The 18,638-nt window shown below is 46.4% G+C and carries 17 protein-coding genes; 15 read left to right on the top strand and 2 right to left on the bottom strand.

Annotated elements, in window-relative coordinates; genetic code table 11:
• The first annotated feature begins 70 nt into the window (after positions 1-70).
• Complete coding sequence (locus ACSYSL_RS04860; protein WP_491708481.1) at positions 71-757, top strand: HD domain-containing protein; 687 nt, start codon at positions 71-73, stop codon at positions 755-757.
• Between the two features lie 128 nt (positions 758-885).
• On the top strand, positions 886-1,464 hold the full coding sequence (locus ACSYSL_RS04855; protein WP_491708480.1) for a cadmium resistance transporter: 579 nt from the start codon (positions 886-888) through the stop codon (positions 1,462-1,464).
• 51 nt (positions 1,465-1,515) lie between these two features.
• Here ACSYSL_RS04855 and zwf read toward each other — a convergent pair whose 3' ends face one another.
• Entirely contained in the window at positions 1,516-2,976 is a 1,461-nt protein-coding gene (gene zwf, locus ACSYSL_RS04850; RefSeq protein ID WP_491708479.1) for a glucose-6-phosphate dehydrogenase, read from the bottom strand.
• Positions 2,977-3,220: 244 nt separating this feature from the next.
• Here zwf and ACSYSL_RS04845 point away from each other — a divergent pair, with 244 nt between their 5' ends.
• From ACSYSL_RS04845 to dnaB, 9 genes are all read left to right on the top strand, one after another.
• Positions 3,221-4,468 (top strand): MFS transporter, encoded by a 1,248-nt coding sequence (locus tag ACSYSL_RS04845; RefSeq protein WP_338342607.1) that lies wholly within the window; start codon positions 3,221-3,223, stop codon positions 4,466-4,468.
• A 38-nt stretch (positions 4,469-4,506) separates the two neighbouring features.
• Positions 4,507-5,874 carry a Na+/H+ antiporter NhaC gene (gene nhaC / locus ACSYSL_RS04840; RefSeq protein WP_491708478.1) on the top strand — a complete coding sequence of 456 codons (1,368 nt, stop codon included), beginning with the start codon at positions 4,507-4,509 and terminating at the stop codon, positions 5,872-5,874.
• Positions 5,875-6,068: 194 nt separating this feature from the next.
• Positions 6,069-6,368 carry a 30S ribosomal protein S6 gene (rpsF, locus tag ACSYSL_RS04835; protein WP_010690389.1) on the top strand — a complete coding sequence of 100 codons (300 nt, stop codon included), beginning with the start codon at positions 6,069-6,071 and terminating at the stop codon, positions 6,366-6,368.
• A 30-nt stretch (positions 6,369-6,398) separates the two neighbouring features.
• Entirely contained in the window at positions 6,399-6,929 is a 531-nt protein-coding gene (gene ssb, locus ACSYSL_RS04830) for a single-stranded DNA-binding protein (protein WP_010690390.1), read from the top strand.
• Between the two features lie 27 nt (positions 6,930-6,956).
• A complete protein-coding gene (rpsR, locus tag ACSYSL_RS04825) occupies positions 6,957-7,220 on the top strand; it encodes a 30S ribosomal protein S18 (protein ID WP_010690392.1) in 264 nt (87 codons plus the stop codon).
• A gap of 198 nt (positions 7,221-7,418) precedes the next feature.
• Positions 7,419-7,721: a hypothetical protein gene (locus ACSYSL_RS04820; protein WP_491708477.1), complete on the top strand. Its 303-nt coding sequence runs from the start codon at positions 7,419-7,421 to the stop codon at positions 7,719-7,721.
• A 524-nt stretch (positions 7,722-8,245) separates the two neighbouring features.
• A complete protein-coding gene (locus ACSYSL_RS04815) occupies positions 8,246-10,270 on the top strand; it encodes a DHH family phosphoesterase (protein WP_491708476.1) in 2,025 nt (674 codons plus the stop codon).
• A 58-nt stretch (positions 10,271-10,328) separates the two neighbouring features.
• Complete coding sequence (gene rplI / locus ACSYSL_RS04810) at positions 10,329-10,781, top strand: 50S ribosomal protein L9 (protein ID WP_187753825.1); 453 nt, start codon at positions 10,329-10,331, stop codon at positions 10,779-10,781.
• 2 nt (positions 10,782-10,783) lie between these two features.
• Positions 10,784-12,268 (top strand): replicative DNA helicase, encoded by a 1,485-nt coding sequence (dnaB, locus tag ACSYSL_RS04805; RefSeq protein ID WP_491708475.1) that lies wholly within the window; start codon positions 10,784-10,786, stop codon positions 12,266-12,268.
• Positions 12,269-12,420: 152 nt separating this feature from the next.
• Here dnaB and ACSYSL_RS04800 read toward each other — a convergent pair whose 3' ends face one another.
• Positions 12,421-12,918, bottom strand: a complete 498-nt coding sequence (locus tag ACSYSL_RS04800) for an aminoacyl-tRNA deacylase (RefSeq protein ID WP_491708474.1) — start codon at positions 12,916-12,918, stop codon at positions 12,421-12,423.
• A 78-nt stretch (positions 12,919-12,996) separates the two neighbouring features.
• On the opposite strand from ACSYSL_RS04800, the gene ACSYSL_RS04795 reads away from it, so the two are divergent.
• The 4 genes from ACSYSL_RS04795 to ACSYSL_RS04780 all read left to right on the top strand — a co-directional run bounded on the left by ACSYSL_RS04795 (position 12,997) and on the right by ACSYSL_RS04780 (position 18,461).
• Positions 12,997-13,725, top strand: a complete 729-nt coding sequence (locus ACSYSL_RS04795) for a GntR family transcriptional regulator (protein ID WP_187753827.1) — start codon at positions 12,997-12,999, stop codon at positions 13,723-13,725.
• Positions 13,726-13,946: 221 nt separating this feature from the next.
• Positions 13,947-16,400 carry a phosphoketolase family protein gene (locus ACSYSL_RS04790; protein WP_187753828.1) on the top strand — a complete coding sequence of 818 codons (2,454 nt, stop codon included), beginning with the start codon at positions 13,947-13,949 and terminating at the stop codon, positions 16,398-16,400.
• Between the two features lie 152 nt (positions 16,401-16,552).
• The gene (locus ACSYSL_RS04785; protein WP_010690412.1) at positions 16,553-17,365 is read left to right on the top strand and encodes a Cof-type HAD-IIB family hydrolase; all 813 of its coding nucleotides are present in this window, start codon (positions 16,553-16,555) and stop codon (positions 17,363-17,365) included.
• A 115-nt stretch (positions 17,366-17,480) separates the two neighbouring features.
• Complete coding sequence (locus ACSYSL_RS04780) at positions 17,481-18,461, top strand: ribose-phosphate diphosphokinase (RefSeq protein ID WP_010690414.1); 981 nt, start codon at positions 17,481-17,483, stop codon at positions 18,459-18,461.
• Positions 18,462-18,638 lie beyond the last annotated feature (177 nt).

The following is an 18,638-nucleotide window of genomic DNA, read 5'->3' as shown; positions in this document are numbered from 1 at the left end:
GAAGTAAAGCGTTTTTCGTACTAAAATTAGAAAAACGTTTTGATAGTTGATGAAATGGGAGAGAGGCGACATGGTGCAATTGGAGAAGATTTACGATTTTGCGGAAGCGACACTTGGTGGGGATGCGTCCGGCCATGACTTTTATCATGCACAGCGAGTGGGTGACTGGGCGGTTAAGTTTTTCTTGGCTGATCACGAAAACATGACGGAGGACGAAGAGGCGGTTCTACGTGCGGGGGGGCTCCTGCACGATACCATTGATGACAAAGTCGTCGACGATGTGCCAGGACAAATCCAAAAGGTGGAAAAGTTGCTGTCGAATAGTGATTTTTCAACAGAGGAAATTGCTGATGTCATGGATACGATTCAACACATGTCCTATTCGGCTAATTTGGTTCACCATTATGAACTTTCCGAACTGGGTCAATACGTGCAAGATGCTGATCGCATTGAATCATTAGGGGCCATTGCCATCGCGAGAACCTTTGCATATGGTGGCGCCAAGGGACGCGTTCTGGCCGACCCCAAGGTCTTGCCGGTCACAGAGCTGAAGGATAAGGCAGCCTACCGTAAGAACGAAAATCCCTCCGTCAACCATTTTTACGAAAAAATCTTTAAATTGCCTGCCCAATTAAATACGCCGGCGGCCCGTGTCGAAGGAGAGAAGCGAAAAGAGTTTATGAAAACCTTCTTGAAAACGCTGAATGATGAAACCGGATTACTTGAAAACGAAGCGTTTGATTTGGAGAATGTCTGAAAGCAAAATAAAAGGTAATGACCAGACAGCGATGGCTGTCTTTTTTATTGACAATTAACAGATACATGATATTATATTCATGTATTAAAGATGAATAAAAAATCATATATTGGATTTGAGAGGGCTTTATGAACATTTCACTTTTGACACTGACTTTTTTTGCGGTTAACCTCGATTTCTTCATTATGATGCTCTTCTTACTGAAGAAGTATCCATTTCGAGCCGTGCTACTCGCCTATTTGGTTGGGAACCTATTGCTAATGTCAGTCAGCTTTGTGGCTGGACAGGTTCTTGAAGCCTTTTTGCCAGAATGGTTATTGGGTGTGCTGGGTTTCATACCAATTTACTTGGCTTTCCGCGATGACGATGAGGATGAGGAGGACGACGCGAAGGGAAAGTCACCGTTTTGGATTGTGCTTGGAACGTATTTATCGGTATGTGCCGGTTGCAACCTTTCGATTTTTCTGCCAGTTTTGCTGGGTGAAAGTTGGCTGACTTTTGCCGAAACATTACTATACATTGGGGTCTTAACTGTAATCATTGTCTTTGTTCTTCGGGCAGTTGCTGATAACAAAGTCGTGACGTCATTAATTGACCGTTTCGGTGAAAAATTAATGAAGATTTGCTACATTTTGATTGGGCTCTATGTGCTGCTGGATTCCGGTTTCTTGGTTCATGTTTACGAATTAATCGTCAAGCTATTTTAAGACAGAAAAAAGCGATTCACTCTAACGTGAATCGCTTTTTTAGTGGGAAAATTAACCCTTGAAGACCCATGAATCGCCGTTTCGTTCGAGCAATTCGTCAGCTTCTTTAGGACCCATTGTATCGGATGCGTACTTGTAAAGCGGTGCCTTGTTTTCAGCGTATGCAGCAGAAAGAGCATCGACGAACTTCCAAGCAGTGGCAACACCGTGCCAGTCCGCGAAGTTTGAACCGTTACCATCCATGGCATCGTGCAACAAACGTTCGTAAGGGGCAGGTGTGTCAGCCTTTTGCTGATCAGTTGGTGCCCATCCAAGGTCAATCAACTGCGTTGAGAAGTCATCGGAAACTTCCTTGGCGTTTAATGACATTGTGATGTGGGCATCTGGTGAAACAACAATTGAAAGAACCGTTTCTTGTGGTTCCTGTTGGCCACCGAACTTGAAGGCGCCGGCCTTGAAGACAACGTCAATCCGAGTTGTCTTGGCTTCCATGCGCTTTCCAGAACGGATGTAGAAAGGTACGCCTTGCCAACGTGGTGTGTTGAAGTGTAATTCACCAGCAATGTACGTGTTGGTCTGTGAATTCTTTGGTACACCAGGTTCGTCCGTATAGGCAACGTGATCCTTATTCGTCGCACTGGCCGTGTATTGACCACGAACGAAGTAGCGATCAGCACCCTTGGCATCGTAAATTTCAAGGGCGGAGAAGGCTGCGTTCTTGGCATTGCGGATGGCAACGTCAGAGAAGTCCTTTGGTTCTTCCATGGCCAACCAACCGATGATTTGCATGGTGTGGTTTTGAATCATGTCCAAAAGGGCACCGGCCGTGTCGTAGTAACCGGCACGTTCCTCAACACCAAGTGTTTCGGCCAAAGTTACCTGGACGTTCTTGATGTAATCCTTGTTCCAAGCTGTGTTTAGCATTGGATTTCCAAAACGGAGTGGGGCAATGCCCATGACCAGTTCCTTACCCATGAAGTGGTCGATACGGTAAACCTGATCTTCATCAAAGGCTTGTGTCAATTCGTTTTGTAATTGTTCGGCCGTTTCGTATGAAGTACCAAATGGCTTCTCAATCATGATGCGGTTGTAACCCTCATCCGACATGAGCCCTTCGGACTTCAGGTACTGAGCAATCGTTCCAAAGAAACGTGGGGCAACAGCCAGGTAGAAAATTCGGTTGCCGACAACGTTGAACTTAGCAGATTCTTCTTCAATCTTCGTCTTCAAACCGGCGTAGCCTTCGGCTTCCGTAACATCCGAAGCGATGTAAGAGAAGTGCTTCAAAAAGCTTTCCACTTGGTCCTTGTCTTGACCTTCTGAAACTGAAGTGCGAACCATGTCTTGGTATTCGTCATCCGTTAATTCTTGACGCGAAGTACCGACAATGGCAAAGTCATTGACCAGGTAACCCTTCTTATACAAGTTGAACACGGATGGGTAAAGTAGGCGCTTAGCCAAATCACCCGTTGCACCGAAAAACGTTACTAAGGTTTTTAATTCTTTAGCCATTAAAATTCCCCTTTTCTTTTCTCTATCCCCTCCATTATAAACGATTACTGACGAAAAATCAGTGGGAAAAGTGGAAATGTGATTAAAGATGAAAACGTTTACTTTCCCACTGTTAACCACTTGTGAAAAGTCATTTCCTGTTCGGCTTTTCCCCTGTTAAAATAGATAACGGACTGTCATGGGGAAGGCCACAAGGAATCGGCATCCCTATGCTATACTAGAAATAAAGCGCTTGGAGGGGGAAATGGCAAGAACAGCGGTTAAAAAATTGAATGAAAAATGGTTGTTGCTTGCCAACTTGACCGCCAATACTGGCCACGCCATGATTTGGCCGGTAACGACGCTCCACATGACTTTGTCGCTGGGACAGACTTTAACGACATCGGGTTTGGTCCTCTTAGTCGCGGCGTTGATGAACGTCTTAGGGTCCTTCATTGCTGGTCAACTGTTTGACCGATGGAAGGCCTACCCCTCGCTCCTCATTGCCTCGGCCATTGCCTTTTGCTCGGTGACCACGCTGTTCTTTTATAATGGCTGGCCGGTCTTTGCCTTTTTGATTTGGCTGACGTCGATTGGTCTCGGGTCGGTGACGACTTTGTTAAATGCCTATGCCACCACGGTGACGGGGAAAAACACACGAGTCGTCTTCAACAACATGTACATTGTGCTAAACGTTGGGGTTGTTCTGGGTACCCTGGTGGTTGGGTATCTCTTTGACTACGGCTTTTCCTGGTTGATGTTAATCGCTGGGTTGCTCTACCTAACACTGGGAATTGTGGTCGCTATCTTTTTCAACGTGGATACCGATTCCGTTGCTGGAGACGTTTTGCCCGAAGAAGAAGCGGACAACCAGTCGGTACTCTCAGATGAAAGCCAAGTGGTCGAGACCGTATCTGAGCCTCTGTCAGGTCAACGCCCCAAGTTGAAATTTACGGCCCTGCTGATTTGGATTGCAGCTTTTCTTCTATTAATGTACCTTTCCTACATGCTTTGGGAGACGGTCATGGCGACTTATCTGCATCGCATCGGTATTTCAACCGCTCACTATGCCAACCTTTGGGTATTGAATGGGTTGACCATCATCGTTTTCCAAAAGATGATTTCAAACTGGGCCAACAAGCGCAACTATGCCATTTCGGTGATTGCTGGTGGGTTGATTTTCGCACTTTCTTTCCTATTAATGCTTTTCGTGGACCAGTTCTGGCAAATTGTTTTGGTCTTTGAACTGCTGACGGTGGGGGAGATGTTGGCTTCACCACAGGTGCCGGCCTGGGTCGCCCAAGTAACGCCGAAGTCCGTTTCGGGTCAGGCACAGGGCTTTGTCGGCATGATGATTTCGACCGGCCGAATGCTTGGCCCCGTTTATGGGGGCATTATGCTCGATCACGGTTGGTTTGCCGGTCTGTTCCTGTCGGTCTTTGTCGGCATGGTGTTAGTAAACATTGGTCTTTACTTTGTATCAAAAAATAAGAAAGTCGCGCAAGCGGACTAAACGTGTGAGAAGTGTCCAACACGAATAGGATGATAAACATGACAACAAATAAAATTAATCGTACATTTGCCACGCTATTGCTAATTGGCGTGGTCGTTATTTTGGCCGGAGGGATTATCGGCCTTGGATTAGCGCCCATTGCGCCGCTCTTGGTGGCCATCGCCTGGGTTGTTCTACTGATGCGCCTGTCTGGCGTTTCCTTCAAGGATGCTCAAGCGGCTTTGATTAAGGGAATTGAAGCCGGGATTGCACCGCTTTTCCTCTTCCTTTTGATTGGGGCCATGATTGCCCTTTGGTTAGGGACTGGGGTCATTCCAACCATGATTTGGGCCGGCTTTAAGTTAATCAACCCCCAGTGGTTCTTGCCAACGGCCTTGCTGACTTGTGCTTTGGTGGGGATGATGATTGGCTCCGCTTTTACCACCATGTCAACGGTTGGGGTTGCCTTGATGGGCATTGGGACAACCATTGGCTTTAATCCCGCCATTGTGGCTGGGTTCGTGGTTTCTGGTGCCATTTTTGGTGACAAGAGTTCACCACTATCAGATTCCACCAACCTGGCGGCAGCCGTTGCCGAGGTCGATCTCTTCGCCCACTTGAAGAACTTGATGTGGACAACGATTCCCGCCTTGCTAGTCACGTTGCTGATCGCCTTCGTCTTTGGACTGAGTGGCGTTCATGCGGGCAGTGTCGCCTTGAAGACGTCCGACATGACCCATCTGATTACGCCAACTTGGTGGGCGATTGTGCCAATCCTACTCATTTTCGTTACCGCTATGAAAAAGGTGCCGGCCATTCCCTCCCTCCTCATTAACGTGGTAGTTTGCTCGGCTTACTACTTATTTTCTGGTCACTCATTGAAAACCTGGTCGAACTTGGTTGTCAACGGTTTCCATACAACATCGCACAACGCGACTTTGGCAGCCTTGCTGAACCGTGGGGGGATGGTGGCCATGATGGACACCATCATGTTAATCATGTTGGCTCTTGCTTTGGGTGGGCTACTCTCTAACCTAGGTATTCTACGGGCCGTCATGAATCCGTTGGTTTCAAAACTCAAATCCCAGCGTTCCTTGGTCTTTTCAACCTTGGTCACGGGAATTGCCACCAACTTCTTGGTTGGTGAGCAGTACCTCTCAACCATGTTACCTGGGCAACTTTTCAAAGAAGACTACAAGCGCTTCGGGCTCTCACCATTAGCCCTCTCCCGGGCCATGGAAGATTCCGGTGCCATTGCCAACTATTTGGTACCTTGGGGCGTTGCCGGAGCCTTTGCTAGTCAAACGCTACACGTGCCCGTGCTGTCCTTCGTGCCATTCACCTTCTTAGCCTTACTGTCACCAGTCTTCTCACTGTTGTCAGCACTGACGGGTGTGGGCTTGAAGCAGTCGAAAAAAGAAGCATAATATTTTGTAAAAGTCGGTGGCTTTCACCGACTTTTTTCGTATCATTTAATGTGCGGAAGGAAAAGGTAGGTGGACCTTTTGCAACCCCTTGCTAAATTGGTGGAAATTTAGTATATTTAATAGACGTGAGTGCAGACTCTGCACGCACTCCTTGCAACCAGCAGGTTGCCAGAGACCAAAAGGAGGAAAAATCGATGACTACAGCATACGAATTAACTTACATTATTCGCCCTGACATGGAAGCCGATGCAAAGAAAGCTCTTGTAGAGCGCTTTGACAAGATCTTGGCTGACAACGGTGCGAACATTGAAAAGTCAGCTGACTGGGCCGCTAACCGCCGTTTCGCATACGAAATCGCTGGTTACCGTGAAGGTACTTACCATGTTGTTGAATTCACTGCTGATTCTAACGAAGCAGCAAACGAATTCGACCGTTTGGCAAAGATCTCAGCTGATATCTTGCGTCAAATGATCGTTAAAGTAGACGAAAAGTAAAACGAAATTCCACCGGGAGGAACCTAAAAGATGATCAATCGAGTTGTTTTAATTGGACGGTTAACCCGTGATGTGGAATTGCGCTATACCCAGTCTGGGGTGGCGGTTGGTTCCTTCACGCTTGCCGTGAACCGGAACTTTACCAACGCCAATGGCGACCGGGAAGCTGACTTTATTAACGCCGTGATCTGGCGGAAGGCAGCTGAAAACTTTGCCAACTTTACTGGCAAGGGTGCCCTTGTGGCAATCGAAGGTCGTTTGCAAACCCGTAACTACGAAAACAACGCCGGCCAACGTGTCTACGTGACCGAAGTTTCAGTCGACAACTTCTCATTGTTGGAGTCAAAGGCTGATTCTGAACGTCGTCGCGCACAAAATGGTTCTGCTGACCAAGGTCAGAACGGTTCGTTTGGTGGTAACAACAACTACGGCTCCGCCGCAGCTGATCCGTTTGCAAGCAACAGCCAATCTAATAATCAAACGTCTGGTCAGAATGCTAACCCATTCGCAGCCAACACAAATTCGGAAATCGACATCTCAGATGACGATTTGCCATTCTAAAAATTCTTTTAAGAAAGGAGCATCTTCATGTCAGAACAAAACGCACGTCCACAACGTCGTCGCCCACAAGGCGGCCCACGCCGTCGCCGTAAGGTAGACTTCATTGCAGCCAACCACATCGAACACGTTGACTACAAGGACACTGAATTGTTGGAACGCTTCATCTCAGAACGTGGTAAGATTTTGCCACGTCGTGTGACTGGAACGTCAGCAAAGAACCAACGTAAAGTTACGGCCGCTATCAAGCGCGCTCGTATCATGGCGTTGTTGCCATTCGTTACTGAAGACTAATGGTAAAAGAAAAAGCGAGACTACGGTCTCGCTTTTTTTGTACATAGAATGGGTTATCGACTGATAAGGGGACGTGATCTATCGGTCGTGTCATTTGCTTTTCTTTTAGCAGTACGCCATAATTTAAACAATCATACGGACATGTTCAGACTGAACGAAACGGATGGACACCATTTGAAAGTAGAGTAGGAGAGAAGAATGGCACTAATCATACGGGTTTTGCTAGCAATTTATGCTTCGTTAATGATGCTAGCAACTTGGCAAACCAAGAAAACAAATCTGAGTTGGTTGAATTACTTAACGAATCTAGCAGCAATTGTACTTCTAGTTGCAACATTTTTGGCTTGGCCAAACTTCGTTATTCTGAGTATCCTGTCATTGGTTGCTTTCCAAATCCTAGCCGTTGTTCGTGGCTTGCCCCTGCACGATTTTCATTGGCAACATCATCTGGTGCGGCTGTTAGTTACCATTGTTCTTATTTGGTTGATAGTAAGTGTATAGAAAAAAGTGTTGGGAAAAGTCTTTTGAAGATGAGTACAAAGAGGATAAAATTGCACTGCTATAGATACTGCTAATAAATCGAATTAATATCGAAGGGAATAATTATGGTGAACAAAAATATCTTGAGAAAAACGATTTCTGTTTTTGGTGTGGTGGCTGTAACTCAATTAATAATTAACTTGATTTCAAAAACTTTCTTACTATACAACATTAAATCAGTTGTTAGTTTTACCCTTCTGTATGCCCTGTTTTTAATTTTGAGTGATAGATTAAAGCATAGAAACAAGTAAGCTTAACTTAGGCAGATTCTTCTAAATGACTTTACTTCGTTCTGGAAAAGGATGTTATAATTTCGTTAGATTATTTAAGAAGAACTTACGCCTTCTTTTGCCACCATCGTCGGCCAGCGATGGCTTTTTTATTATCTAAAAAAGCCCCAGTTGGCCACTCTCCCCAACCAAATTCTTAAGAAAAGGGTAAATATGGTAAAATGAGCTTAAGTATAAAAGATTGTTGAGGAAAACATGAAAACCTTTTTAAACATTGGGGCGTTAGCCCGCTATCAACAAAATAAGACTTTTGTCATGTCTGTGGCAATGTCGGCTTTGGTGGCTGTGTTGTCCATGGTTTTGGCTGTTTTGGTCAACTGGATTTTTGCCTTGGTATGGCTGTTAATTTTGGTCGTGATGGCCGGGTTCTTGGTGCGACAGTTGATTCTGTCGAGTCAAGATTCGGATTCTTATTTGGAAGAACTAACTCATCGTGTCAAAGTCGGCCAACAGGAAGCCGTTTTGCAGATGCCGATTGGGGTGATTTTGCTGGATGACGAGCGAGTGGTCTGGGTAAACCCCTACTTGCAGGAAATGATGGGTGGCCGTGATCTGATTGGGGATGTGCTTTCGGATTCTGAACCATCGTTGGTTAAGGCCATGAACGACGAAAGTCACCCCACGGTGAACTGGTTGGACCATTCCTTTGAGTTGGTTTACCAAAAAGATTTAGGAACCCTTTACCTGCTCGATGTATCAGAAAACGTTGCCCTTGAAACCAACCTCCAGAATCACCGTCTGGTGACGGGAATTGTTTCGGTGGATAACTACGAAGAAGTGACGGAAGGGATGCCGGATTCAGAGACGTCAATGCTTCGGACAGAAGTCACTGGTCAGCTGACGGAATGGGCGAAGAAGTACGGCATGTACGTCCGCCGACTTTCTCCGGTTACTTATTTGTTAATGGGGTATCAGCAGGATTTGCAAAAGGCCGAGAATGATAAGTTCTCCGTTGTTAAAACGGTTCGTGACTCGACTGCTCAAAAGAATTCACCACTGACTTTGTCAATGGGAATTGCTTACGGTGAAAAGGACATTAACTCCCTTGTTCAATTGGCTCAAACCAACTTGGATTTGGCGCTTGGACGAGGTGGTGACCAAGTGGTTGTTAAGGATGACGAATCACCGGCCCGTTTCTATGGAGGAACAACCAACCCGATGGAAAAGCGGACGCGAGTGCGTGCTCGTGTGATTTCGCAAACTATCGCCGAATTGATCGATCAGGCCGATCAGGTCTTTGTGGTTGGTCACCGTTCGCCCGATTTGGACGCGATTGGTTCCGCCATGGGACTCTGGCGCTTTAGTCAAACAAGACATAAAAAGGCCTTTGTGGTAGTTGATGAAGACCACATTTTCTCAGATATTCAGTCACTTTTGCGGGCGGTTCGGCATGCTGATCCAGAAGATCCAGTTCCTGGTGAAAACCTGGGTGCTTCGGTTATTTCTGAAAAAGAGGCCTTGGACCGGGCAACGGATCAATCACTATTGATTTTGGTTGACCATTCGAAGGCTCAGTTAACCGGTGCGCCGGAATTGCTGAATGAGTTGGCTGGTCGATTAGTAGTGATTGACCACCACCGTTTGGGTGAAGATGGGCTGGCTGATAAGCCTTTGTTGACCTATATTGAGCCATACGCTTCGTCCACTTCTGAATTAGTAACGGAGCTGCTTCAGTATCAGAATCAGAAGGGTGCTGCCATCACACGTTTGGAAGCAACCGCCATGCTTGGTGGGATTCAAGTGGATACCAAGAACTTTGTGCTCCGAACAGGGTCACGAACGTTCGATGCTGCTTCCTACTTGCGGGCAAACGGTGCCGACAATGAATTGATTCAATCCTTCTTGAAGGAAAAGTTTGGCGACTTTAAGGCCCGGGCCGAACTGATTGCCAATGCTGAAGTGCGTGATGCAACGGCGATTTCCGTTGGGGACAACGATACCGTCTATGGCGGGGTGATTACGGCCCAAGCGGCGGACGAACTGTTGCAAATTGAAGGGGTGAAGGCATCCTTTGTATTGACGAAACGCCAAGATGGACGGGTTGGAATTTCAGCACGTTCCAACGGTGACTTTAACGTTCAAACGGTGATGGAAGACCTTGGTGGCGGTGGTCACTTGTCGAACGCTGCTACGCAAATGGCGGACGTGACGACGGACGAAGCTTATCAAGAACTGATCAAAGCCATTGAAGGTCAAGAGGCCGAAGAAGCATCAATTTAATCAAACTACGTTATAATAGAGTAAAGCGATTGGGGTTAGAACCCAGAGGGAGGCACGCATGAAAGTTGTATTTTTGGAAGATGTAAAGGGCCGCGGTAAGAAGGGGGAAGTGAAGAACGTTCCCGATGGTTACGCCAACAACTTCTTAATCAAGAACAAAAAGGCAGAACCAGCAACTGGTAAGAACTTGGGTGCTGTTAAGGGTCGCCAAAAGGCTGAAGAAAAGCAAGCAGCGGCTGAATTGGCAGCGGCCGAAGATTTGAAGAAGTTGCTCGAAAACGAGAAGACCGTTGTTACGATTCCAGGAAAAGCCGGAACGGACGGCCGTCTCTTCGGCGCCATCTCTTCAAAGCAAATTGTGGCGGCCTTGGAAAAGCAATACCAGGTTAAGTTGGACAAGCGCAAGTTATTGCTTGACCAACCCATTCACGCCATGGGCTTCACTACTGTCCCAGTGAAGTTGCACAAGCAAGTTCAAGCTGACTTGCGTGTTCACGTTCAAGAGGGTTAATCATGGCCGATGTTTCATTAATGGCTAACGAATACCGACAAGCGCCCCAAGACATCGAAGCTGAAAAAGCCGTCTTTGGGGCGATTTTCTTTGACGTGCATTCTGATACTGCCATGGTGACGGCCGAAGCCATCCTTGAACCGAAGGACTTTTACCGGGCCGCTCACCAGGAAATTTTTAAAGCCATGCAGTCCTTGGTCGCTGAAAATCGGCCAATTGACGTGTTGACTTTACAAGATAAGTTAAACGCGAACCAGCAGTTGGAAAACGTTGGTGGCATTGCCTACTTGGCTGAACTCGCTGAATCAACGGCGTCAGCTGCGAACCTAAAGCATTATGCCGATATCGTCCACGAAAAAGCCGTGCTACGCCGCTTGATTGAGACGTTGACGAAAAACATGTCCTTAGCCTATGACGGAGCCAAAGATTCTGCGGAACTCTTGGAAGAGGTTTCGCACGAAGTTGACCGGTTGGCTGAAAACCGTGGGGATGATGGGCTGCAACGCATTCAAGACGTTCTTGACGAATTCAATGATAATTTGACCGCCGCTGTGGAAAACAAGTCCGATGTTGTCGGGTTAGCCACAGGTTATCCTGAATTAGATAAGTTGACGCACGGCTTTCGTGAGGATCAGATGATTGTCATCGGGGCCCGTCCGGCCGTTGGTAAGACGGCCTTCGTGCTGAATTTAGCGAAAAACGCTGCCAAGTCCGAAAAAGTGCCCGTTGTCATCTTTTCGTTGGAAATGGGAGCGGTTGATTTGGTCACCCGTTTGGTGGCGGCTGAAGGATCGATTGATTCCAACCACATCACCACTGGTCAGATGCAGGAAGAAGACTGGAATTCATTAACGGTTGCCCTCCAATCATTGTCGAACATGAAGATTTATATGGACGATACACCGGGCATCCGAATGGCCCAAATTTCGGCCAAGCTGCGTCAGTTGGAGAAGGATTTGTTGGCGAACATGTCTGAAGAGGAGCGCGATGAAAATCCACACCCCCTTGGTCTAGTCATGATTGATTATTTGGGATTGATTGAATCCGGTAACACGGAAAGTCGCCAGCAGGCCGTTTCCGAAATCTCTCGTTCCATCAAGAAGCTGGCGAAGGAATTGCACACGCCAATCATTGCATTGGCTCAGCTTTCCCGTGGTGTTGAACAACGAACGGATAAGCGACCAGTTCTTTCGGATTTGCGTGAATCAGGCTCAATCGAGCAGGATGCTGACATCGTGGCCTTTCTTTACCGAGATGATTATTATCGAAATGACGGTGAGGAAGACGGGGGCGGCCCTGCCGAACCTGAACAGGATTCCGTGCCGATTGATGTTATTTTGGAAAAGAACCGTGCTGGTGCACGGGGTACGGCGACTTTGATGTTTAATAAGCCGACCTTTAAGTTTGCTGATCGGGCGCCGGACTACCGAGCCAATGATGCGGGGATGCCACCCATTCCACCGGCAAATATGAATAACTCGTGGTAATCGAAAAAGAAGCCGAACTTGTGATATGAACCCTAAAATTAGGACATGTCATTTGTTTAGCTTCTTTTTGTTTGGTTGATCAAGAATCAGTGATTCTATGTTATATTTTTGAAATTTCGTGTTGACCACTCTTAGGCCAGAGGAGTGTCTGATTATTCCGTTAAGTCCTCAAAGGAAGCGTCAATCATTTCTGCTAAATCTCTGGGGTTCAGTTTATCCGAACGGCCGAGTTCGCCGGCAGATACTAGAATAAAGGACGCCTTTTCCGCGTGTTGATCAAGGTAAATCGGAAAATGCTTGTTCTGCCAAATACCGACTGGATTATTCGCACCGTGTACGTAACCGGTTGTCTTTTCCAGTTCCTTAACAGGTAACATGTGGGCCTTTTTGTTGCCGGAAACGGCGGCGAATTTCTTCATATCCAACCGTTCGGTCAGTGGTACAACAGCAACAATTGGACCAGTTTTGTCTCCTTTGGCTGCCAAAGTCTTGTAGATATCGGACTCTTGGATGCCGAGTTCTGCGAACTTGGCCGCTTTTTCTTCCTCTGTCAGGTCAAGAGCGTTCAAGTGTAGCGGTTCGTAGGAAACACCGTGCTTTTCTAAAACAAGTTCGGGGAGTGTTTTTTTGTCTTTTTTCTTCTTTGCCATGGATTTATTTTAACACAATCGCAAAGGGGTAAGACCAGATGAGAAACTGGTCCGACCAATTTGTGCTAAACTGAAACCATGACACAAGCAAAATACGTATCGGTGCAAGCCGACATCAAAGCAAAAATTTATCAGGGTGCCTACCCGGAATTAAAACTGCCCGATGAGCGCTCCATGGCCGAAGATTACGGGGTATCGCGTTCGTCCATTAAGCGGGCCCTCTCGGTGCTGGTTCAGCAGGGAATTATTTTTAAAAAACGGGGTTCCGGGACTTTTGTGAATCCTTTGTACCTAAAGAATCAGGCCATTTTCCAGCATGAAGGCTCCAACCTAGGGGTTTCGGATTCCTTTCGGATTAACGGACAGGCGCCCTCCATTGAGTTACTCGACTTTCGTGTGATTCAGGCTAATGAGGAACAGCAGTCGGCGCTTTTTCTAAACGATGGTGACTTTGTTTATGAAATTAAGCGCCTGCGCAAGTTGGACGGGGTGCCCTTCATGATTGAGTACGGTTACGTGCCCATTTCACTGCTGCCGGGTCTTAAGAAAGAGAACGTGACCCAGTCAATCTATGGCTACGTGGAAAAGGAAAAGCAGAAGAAAGTCACGCGGTCCTTCATGACGATTATGGCCGCACCTTCCGATGAGGAGGAACAGCACCTGTTGAAACTGAAGAAAACGGAACCGGTTGGCATCATGGAGGGGATTTTTTTCATGGATGATGGCACCCCGTTGGAGTACGCAAACATGCGGCTGCATTACAAATACTTACGTTATAACGCATTCGTATCGATTGGTTCGGAATGATCGGTGGGACGACTTTTGTGGGCAAAAAGGCAAAAGTCGTCCTTTTTATAATTGGAACGGTCCAATTATAAAAACAGGTGTAACCAAAATCGAGAAAGTTCGTTCCATCGCCCCAATTATCTTGAAACCCATTTAATGTGCAGATATAATAATACTTGTAAATATTTAACCGAAGGATTGCATAAGCGTCCTTCGTGGAAAGAAAAAGGAGTACTATTTACATGGTTGATTACAACTCAAAAGAGTACTTGGAACTCGTTGACAAGTGGTGGCGTGCTACCAACTATCTGTCAGCTGGGATGATTTTTTTGAAGTCAAACCCATTGTTCTCAGTAACTAAGACGCCAATTCAAGCTGAAGACGTGAAGGTTAAGCCTATCGGGCACTGGGGAACGATCTCTGGTCAAACTTTCTTGTACGCTCACGCAAACCGTCTGATCAACAAGTATGACTTGAACATGTTCTACATCGGTGGTCCAGGACACGGTGGCCAGGTAATGGTAACCAACGCCTACCTTGATGGTGAATATACGGAAGACTACCCAGAAGTTACACAAGACTTGAAGGGTATGTCAACGTTGTTCAAGCGCTTCTCATTCCCAGGTGGAATTGGTTCGCACATGACGGCCCAAACGCCAGGTTCTTTGCACGAAGGTGGCGAATTGGGATACTCATTGTCCCACGCCTTCGGTGCTGTTTTGGATAACCCTGACCAAATCGCTTTCGCGGTTGTTGGTGATGGGGAAGCCGAAACTGGTCCATCAATGACTTCATGGCACTCAATCAAGTTCTTGAACGCTAAGAATGATGGTGCTGTGTTGCCTATCTTGGACTTGAACGGATTTAAGATTTCTAACCCAACTGTCTTTGCTCGTATGTCAGATGAAGAAATCACAAACTTCTTCAAGGGTCTTGGTTACTCAGCTCGTTTCATCGAAAACGACGACATCCATGACTACATGGCTTATCACGAAAAGGCTGCGTCAATCTTTGACCAAGCCATCGAAGACATCCAAGCTATCCAAAAGGCTGCCCGTGAAGACGGTAAGTATGAAGATGGTACAATCCCTGCATGGCCTGTAATCATTGCTCGCTTGCCTAAGGGTTGGGGTGGTCCACGTAAGGACCAAAAGGGAATGCCAATTGAAAACTCATTCCGTGCCCACCAAGTTCCATTGCCTCTTGGTCAAAACAACTTGGAGACTTTGCCACAATTCGAAGAATGGATGAACTCATACAAGCCTGAAGAATTGTTCAACGCTGACGGTTCATTGAAGGATGAATTGAAGGCAATCGCTCCTAAGGGCGACAAGCGTATGTCTGCTAACCCAATCACGAACGGTGGACGTAAGCGCGGTGAAGATCTTAAGGATCTTGACTTGCCAGATTGGCACGAATACACAAACGACATTACTGCTGACAACCGTGGAACGTTGTTGCCAGATGGTAACCGCAACATGGACATGTTCACTTTGTCAACTTACCTTGAAAAGGTAATGCAAATGAACCCTAAGTCATTCCGTTTCTTCGGACCTGACGAAACCATGTCAAACCGTTTGTGGTCACTCTTCGACACGACGAACCGTCAGTGGATGGAAGAAGTGAAGGAACCAAACGACCAATACGAAGCCCCAGAAGGCCGTATCTTGGATGCTCAATTGTCTGAACACCAAGCTGAAGGTTGGTTGGAAGGTTATACGTTGACTGGTCGTGTTGGAATCTTCGCCTCATACGAATCATTCCTCCGCGTTGTCGACTCAATGATTACTCAGCACTTCAAGTGGTTGCGTCACGCTTCAGAACAAGCATGGCGTAATGATTACCCATCATTGAACTTGATCTCTACTTCTACTGCTTTCCAGCAGGACCACAACGGTTACACTCACCAGGATCCTGGTATGTTGACTCACTTGGCCGAAAAGAAGTCAGACTTCATTCGCCAGTACTTGCCAGCTGATGGTAACGCTACTTTGGCCGTGATGGACCGTGCGTTCTCAGAACACTCAAAGGTTAACCACATGGTTATCTCAAAGCAACCACGTCAGCAATGGTTCTCAGCTGCTGAAGCTGAAGTTCTTGCTAACGAAGGGTTGGCTGTTATCGATTGGGCTTCTACTGCACCTTCTGCTAAGGTTGACATTACCTTCGCATCTGCAGGTACTGAACCAACAATCGAAACGTTGGCTGCCCTTTGGTTGGTTAACCAAGAATTCCCAGAAGTTAAGTTCCGTTACGTAAACGTTGTTGAATTGCTTCGTTTGCAAAAGAAGTCTGAAGCTGCTGGAAACGACGAACGTGAATTGTCTGCTGACGAATTCAACAAGTTCTTCCAAGCTGATACACCAGTTATCTTCGGATTCCATGGATACGAAGACTTGGTTGAATCATTCTTCTTCGAGCGTAAGTTCCGCGGTGATGTATACGTTCACGGATACCGTGAAGATGGTGACATCACAACGACTTATGACATGCGTGTTTACTCACACCTTGACCGCTTCCACCAAGCTAAGGAAGCTGTCGCAGTTCTTTCTGACCGCGGCGTAATCGATCAAGCTGCTGCTGATACATTCATCACTAAGATGGATGACATCTTGGCAAAGCACATGAAGGTTACTCGTGAAGAAGGTCGTGATATCGAAGAATTCACGAAGTGGCAATGGTCTGCTTTGAAGTAAGCAAACCGTCATTTTGAAAAGAGAACGGGGCTCCGGCTTCGTTCTTTTTTAATACATAAAATAGTTATTTATACCCGTAGAATGACTTTTTAAAGAGGCAGATGTACGGGAATAAATGCTATAATAGCCCTAATTGAGGAAAGGGATTCGCCATGAAAAACATTAAATTAATCTCGATTGATATCGATGGTACCTTGTTGAATGATAACCGTGAAATTACGCCAGCAGTGAAGAAGGCTGTTCAAGAGGCTTCAGAAAAAGGCATTTATGTTGTCATTACAACAGGACGTCCGGCGACTGGTGTTAAGGACGTGATTGAGGAACTTGGTCTTGTTTCGGATAAGCAATACGTGATTACTCACAATGGTGGGATGGCACAAACGACGGATCATTCAAAGGTTGTTTATCATGAATCACTTTCCTGGGATTTGTACAAAGAGGCCCAGGCCTTTGCTCTGGATCAGGGGGCCTATTTGCAACTTGAATCGGATGTTAGTGCCTATACGTTGGATCGGTTGCAAAACGTCTTTGTTTCACAGGAAAACTTCGTGGTGCAACTCCCTCTGCGTGTGGTTGACTCACTGGCTGAAATGCAAAATACCGGCTTTGTTAAAGCGCTTATCATTGGGGCTCAGGATCAAGTTGACCAAGTGCAAAGTCGCGTGCCGGCCGATTTGTTGAATCGAGCCAACGTGGTTCGCTCGACACCGAATAACCTTGAGTTCATGAATAGGGACGCTTCTAAGGGGTCGGCCATGTTGGCGCTGGCAGAAAAGCTGGGAGTGAAACCAGAAGAAACGATGGCCATCGGTGATCAAGAAAACGATATCACGATGATTCAGCAGGCTGGTATTGGGGTTGCTATGGGAAACGCAGTACCGATGATTCAAGAAGCGGCTGACGTTCAAACAACGGATAATAATCATGATGGTGTTGCCAATGCCATTCAAAAGTACGCTTTGTGAGAGCGGAGCGTTTACCAAAAGACTGATTGATAAAATCGGTCTTTTTTTACCCAGATTTAAAGGAAAAATTGTTATAATAAAAGAGAAATATTGCAAAGGATTCCTGGAGTAATCTATGTCACAGTCAAATATCAAGCTCTTTTCACTCTCTTCAAACCATCCCTTAGCTGAAAAAATTGCAGCAGAGGTTGGCGTGCCGTTGTCGGATATTTCTGTTAAGCGCTTTGCCGATGGTGAAGTTCAGATTAATATTGAAGAATCGGTTCGTGGTGCAAACGTTTTCGTTATTCAATCGACGTCACAGCCCGTTAATGATAATCTGATGGAATTGCTCATCATGATTGATGCCTTGAAGCGCGCTTCAGCTGAGCAAATTAACGTTGTGATGCCCTACTATGGTTATGCTCGTCAAGACCGGAAGGCCCGTTCTCGCGAACCAATCACGGCCAAGCTTGTCGCCAACATGATTGAACGTGCGGGGGCAACTCGTGTAATGGCCTTAGACCTTCATGCTGCTCAAATTCAAGGATTCTTTGATTTACCAATGGATCACTTGCAGGGAGCGCCTTTGTTGGCTGATTACTTGATTGAAACGGGTATTGCGGATAAGGAAAACGCTGTTGTAGTGTCACCCGACCATGGTGGCATGACTCGTGCCCGGAACTTGAACAACATGCTTGGTTTGGATGCGCCTGTGGCCGTTATTGACAAGCGCCGCCCTAAGCCTAATGTTGCTGAAGTGGGTTCCATTGTTGGTGATGTTGCCGGTAAGACAGCCATCATGATTGATGACATGATTGACACGGCCGGAACGATTACACAGGGGGCTCAGTTGGTGATGGAACACGGAGCGAAGGAAGTTTATGTTGTGGCTTCTCACGCCGTCTTCTCGGGGCCAGCCTTAGAACGTTTGCAAAATTCCGTTTTCAAAAAAGTCATTGTGACGGACTCCATTAACTTGCCGGACTCAAAAAAGTTCGAGAAGTTGGAAATTGTATCAGTTGGTGAATTGATTGGTGAAGCCATTCGTCGTGTGTCAATGAACGAAGCCATCAGTCCATTGTTCAAGCACCGTTTCCGTCGTCGTAATCAGTAAAGCTCGTTCGTTACGTAACGATTATTCTGATTTTTGTTAACGTTAATTCATTTTTTAAGATAAAAGGCAGTGGTGTTGCGACTTTTTTAGCTAAGCACGGCTGCTTTTTTTGTGAAGTTATTGTGTAAAAAAATCAACCATTGTTGTAAGTATGATACAATAACCCATATGTGTTAA

This window comes from Fructobacillus sp. ESL1129 (genome assembly GCF_058507945.1).
Note: the sequence above shows the minus strand (reverse complement) of the source record. Positions and strands in the feature narration are given on the sequence as shown.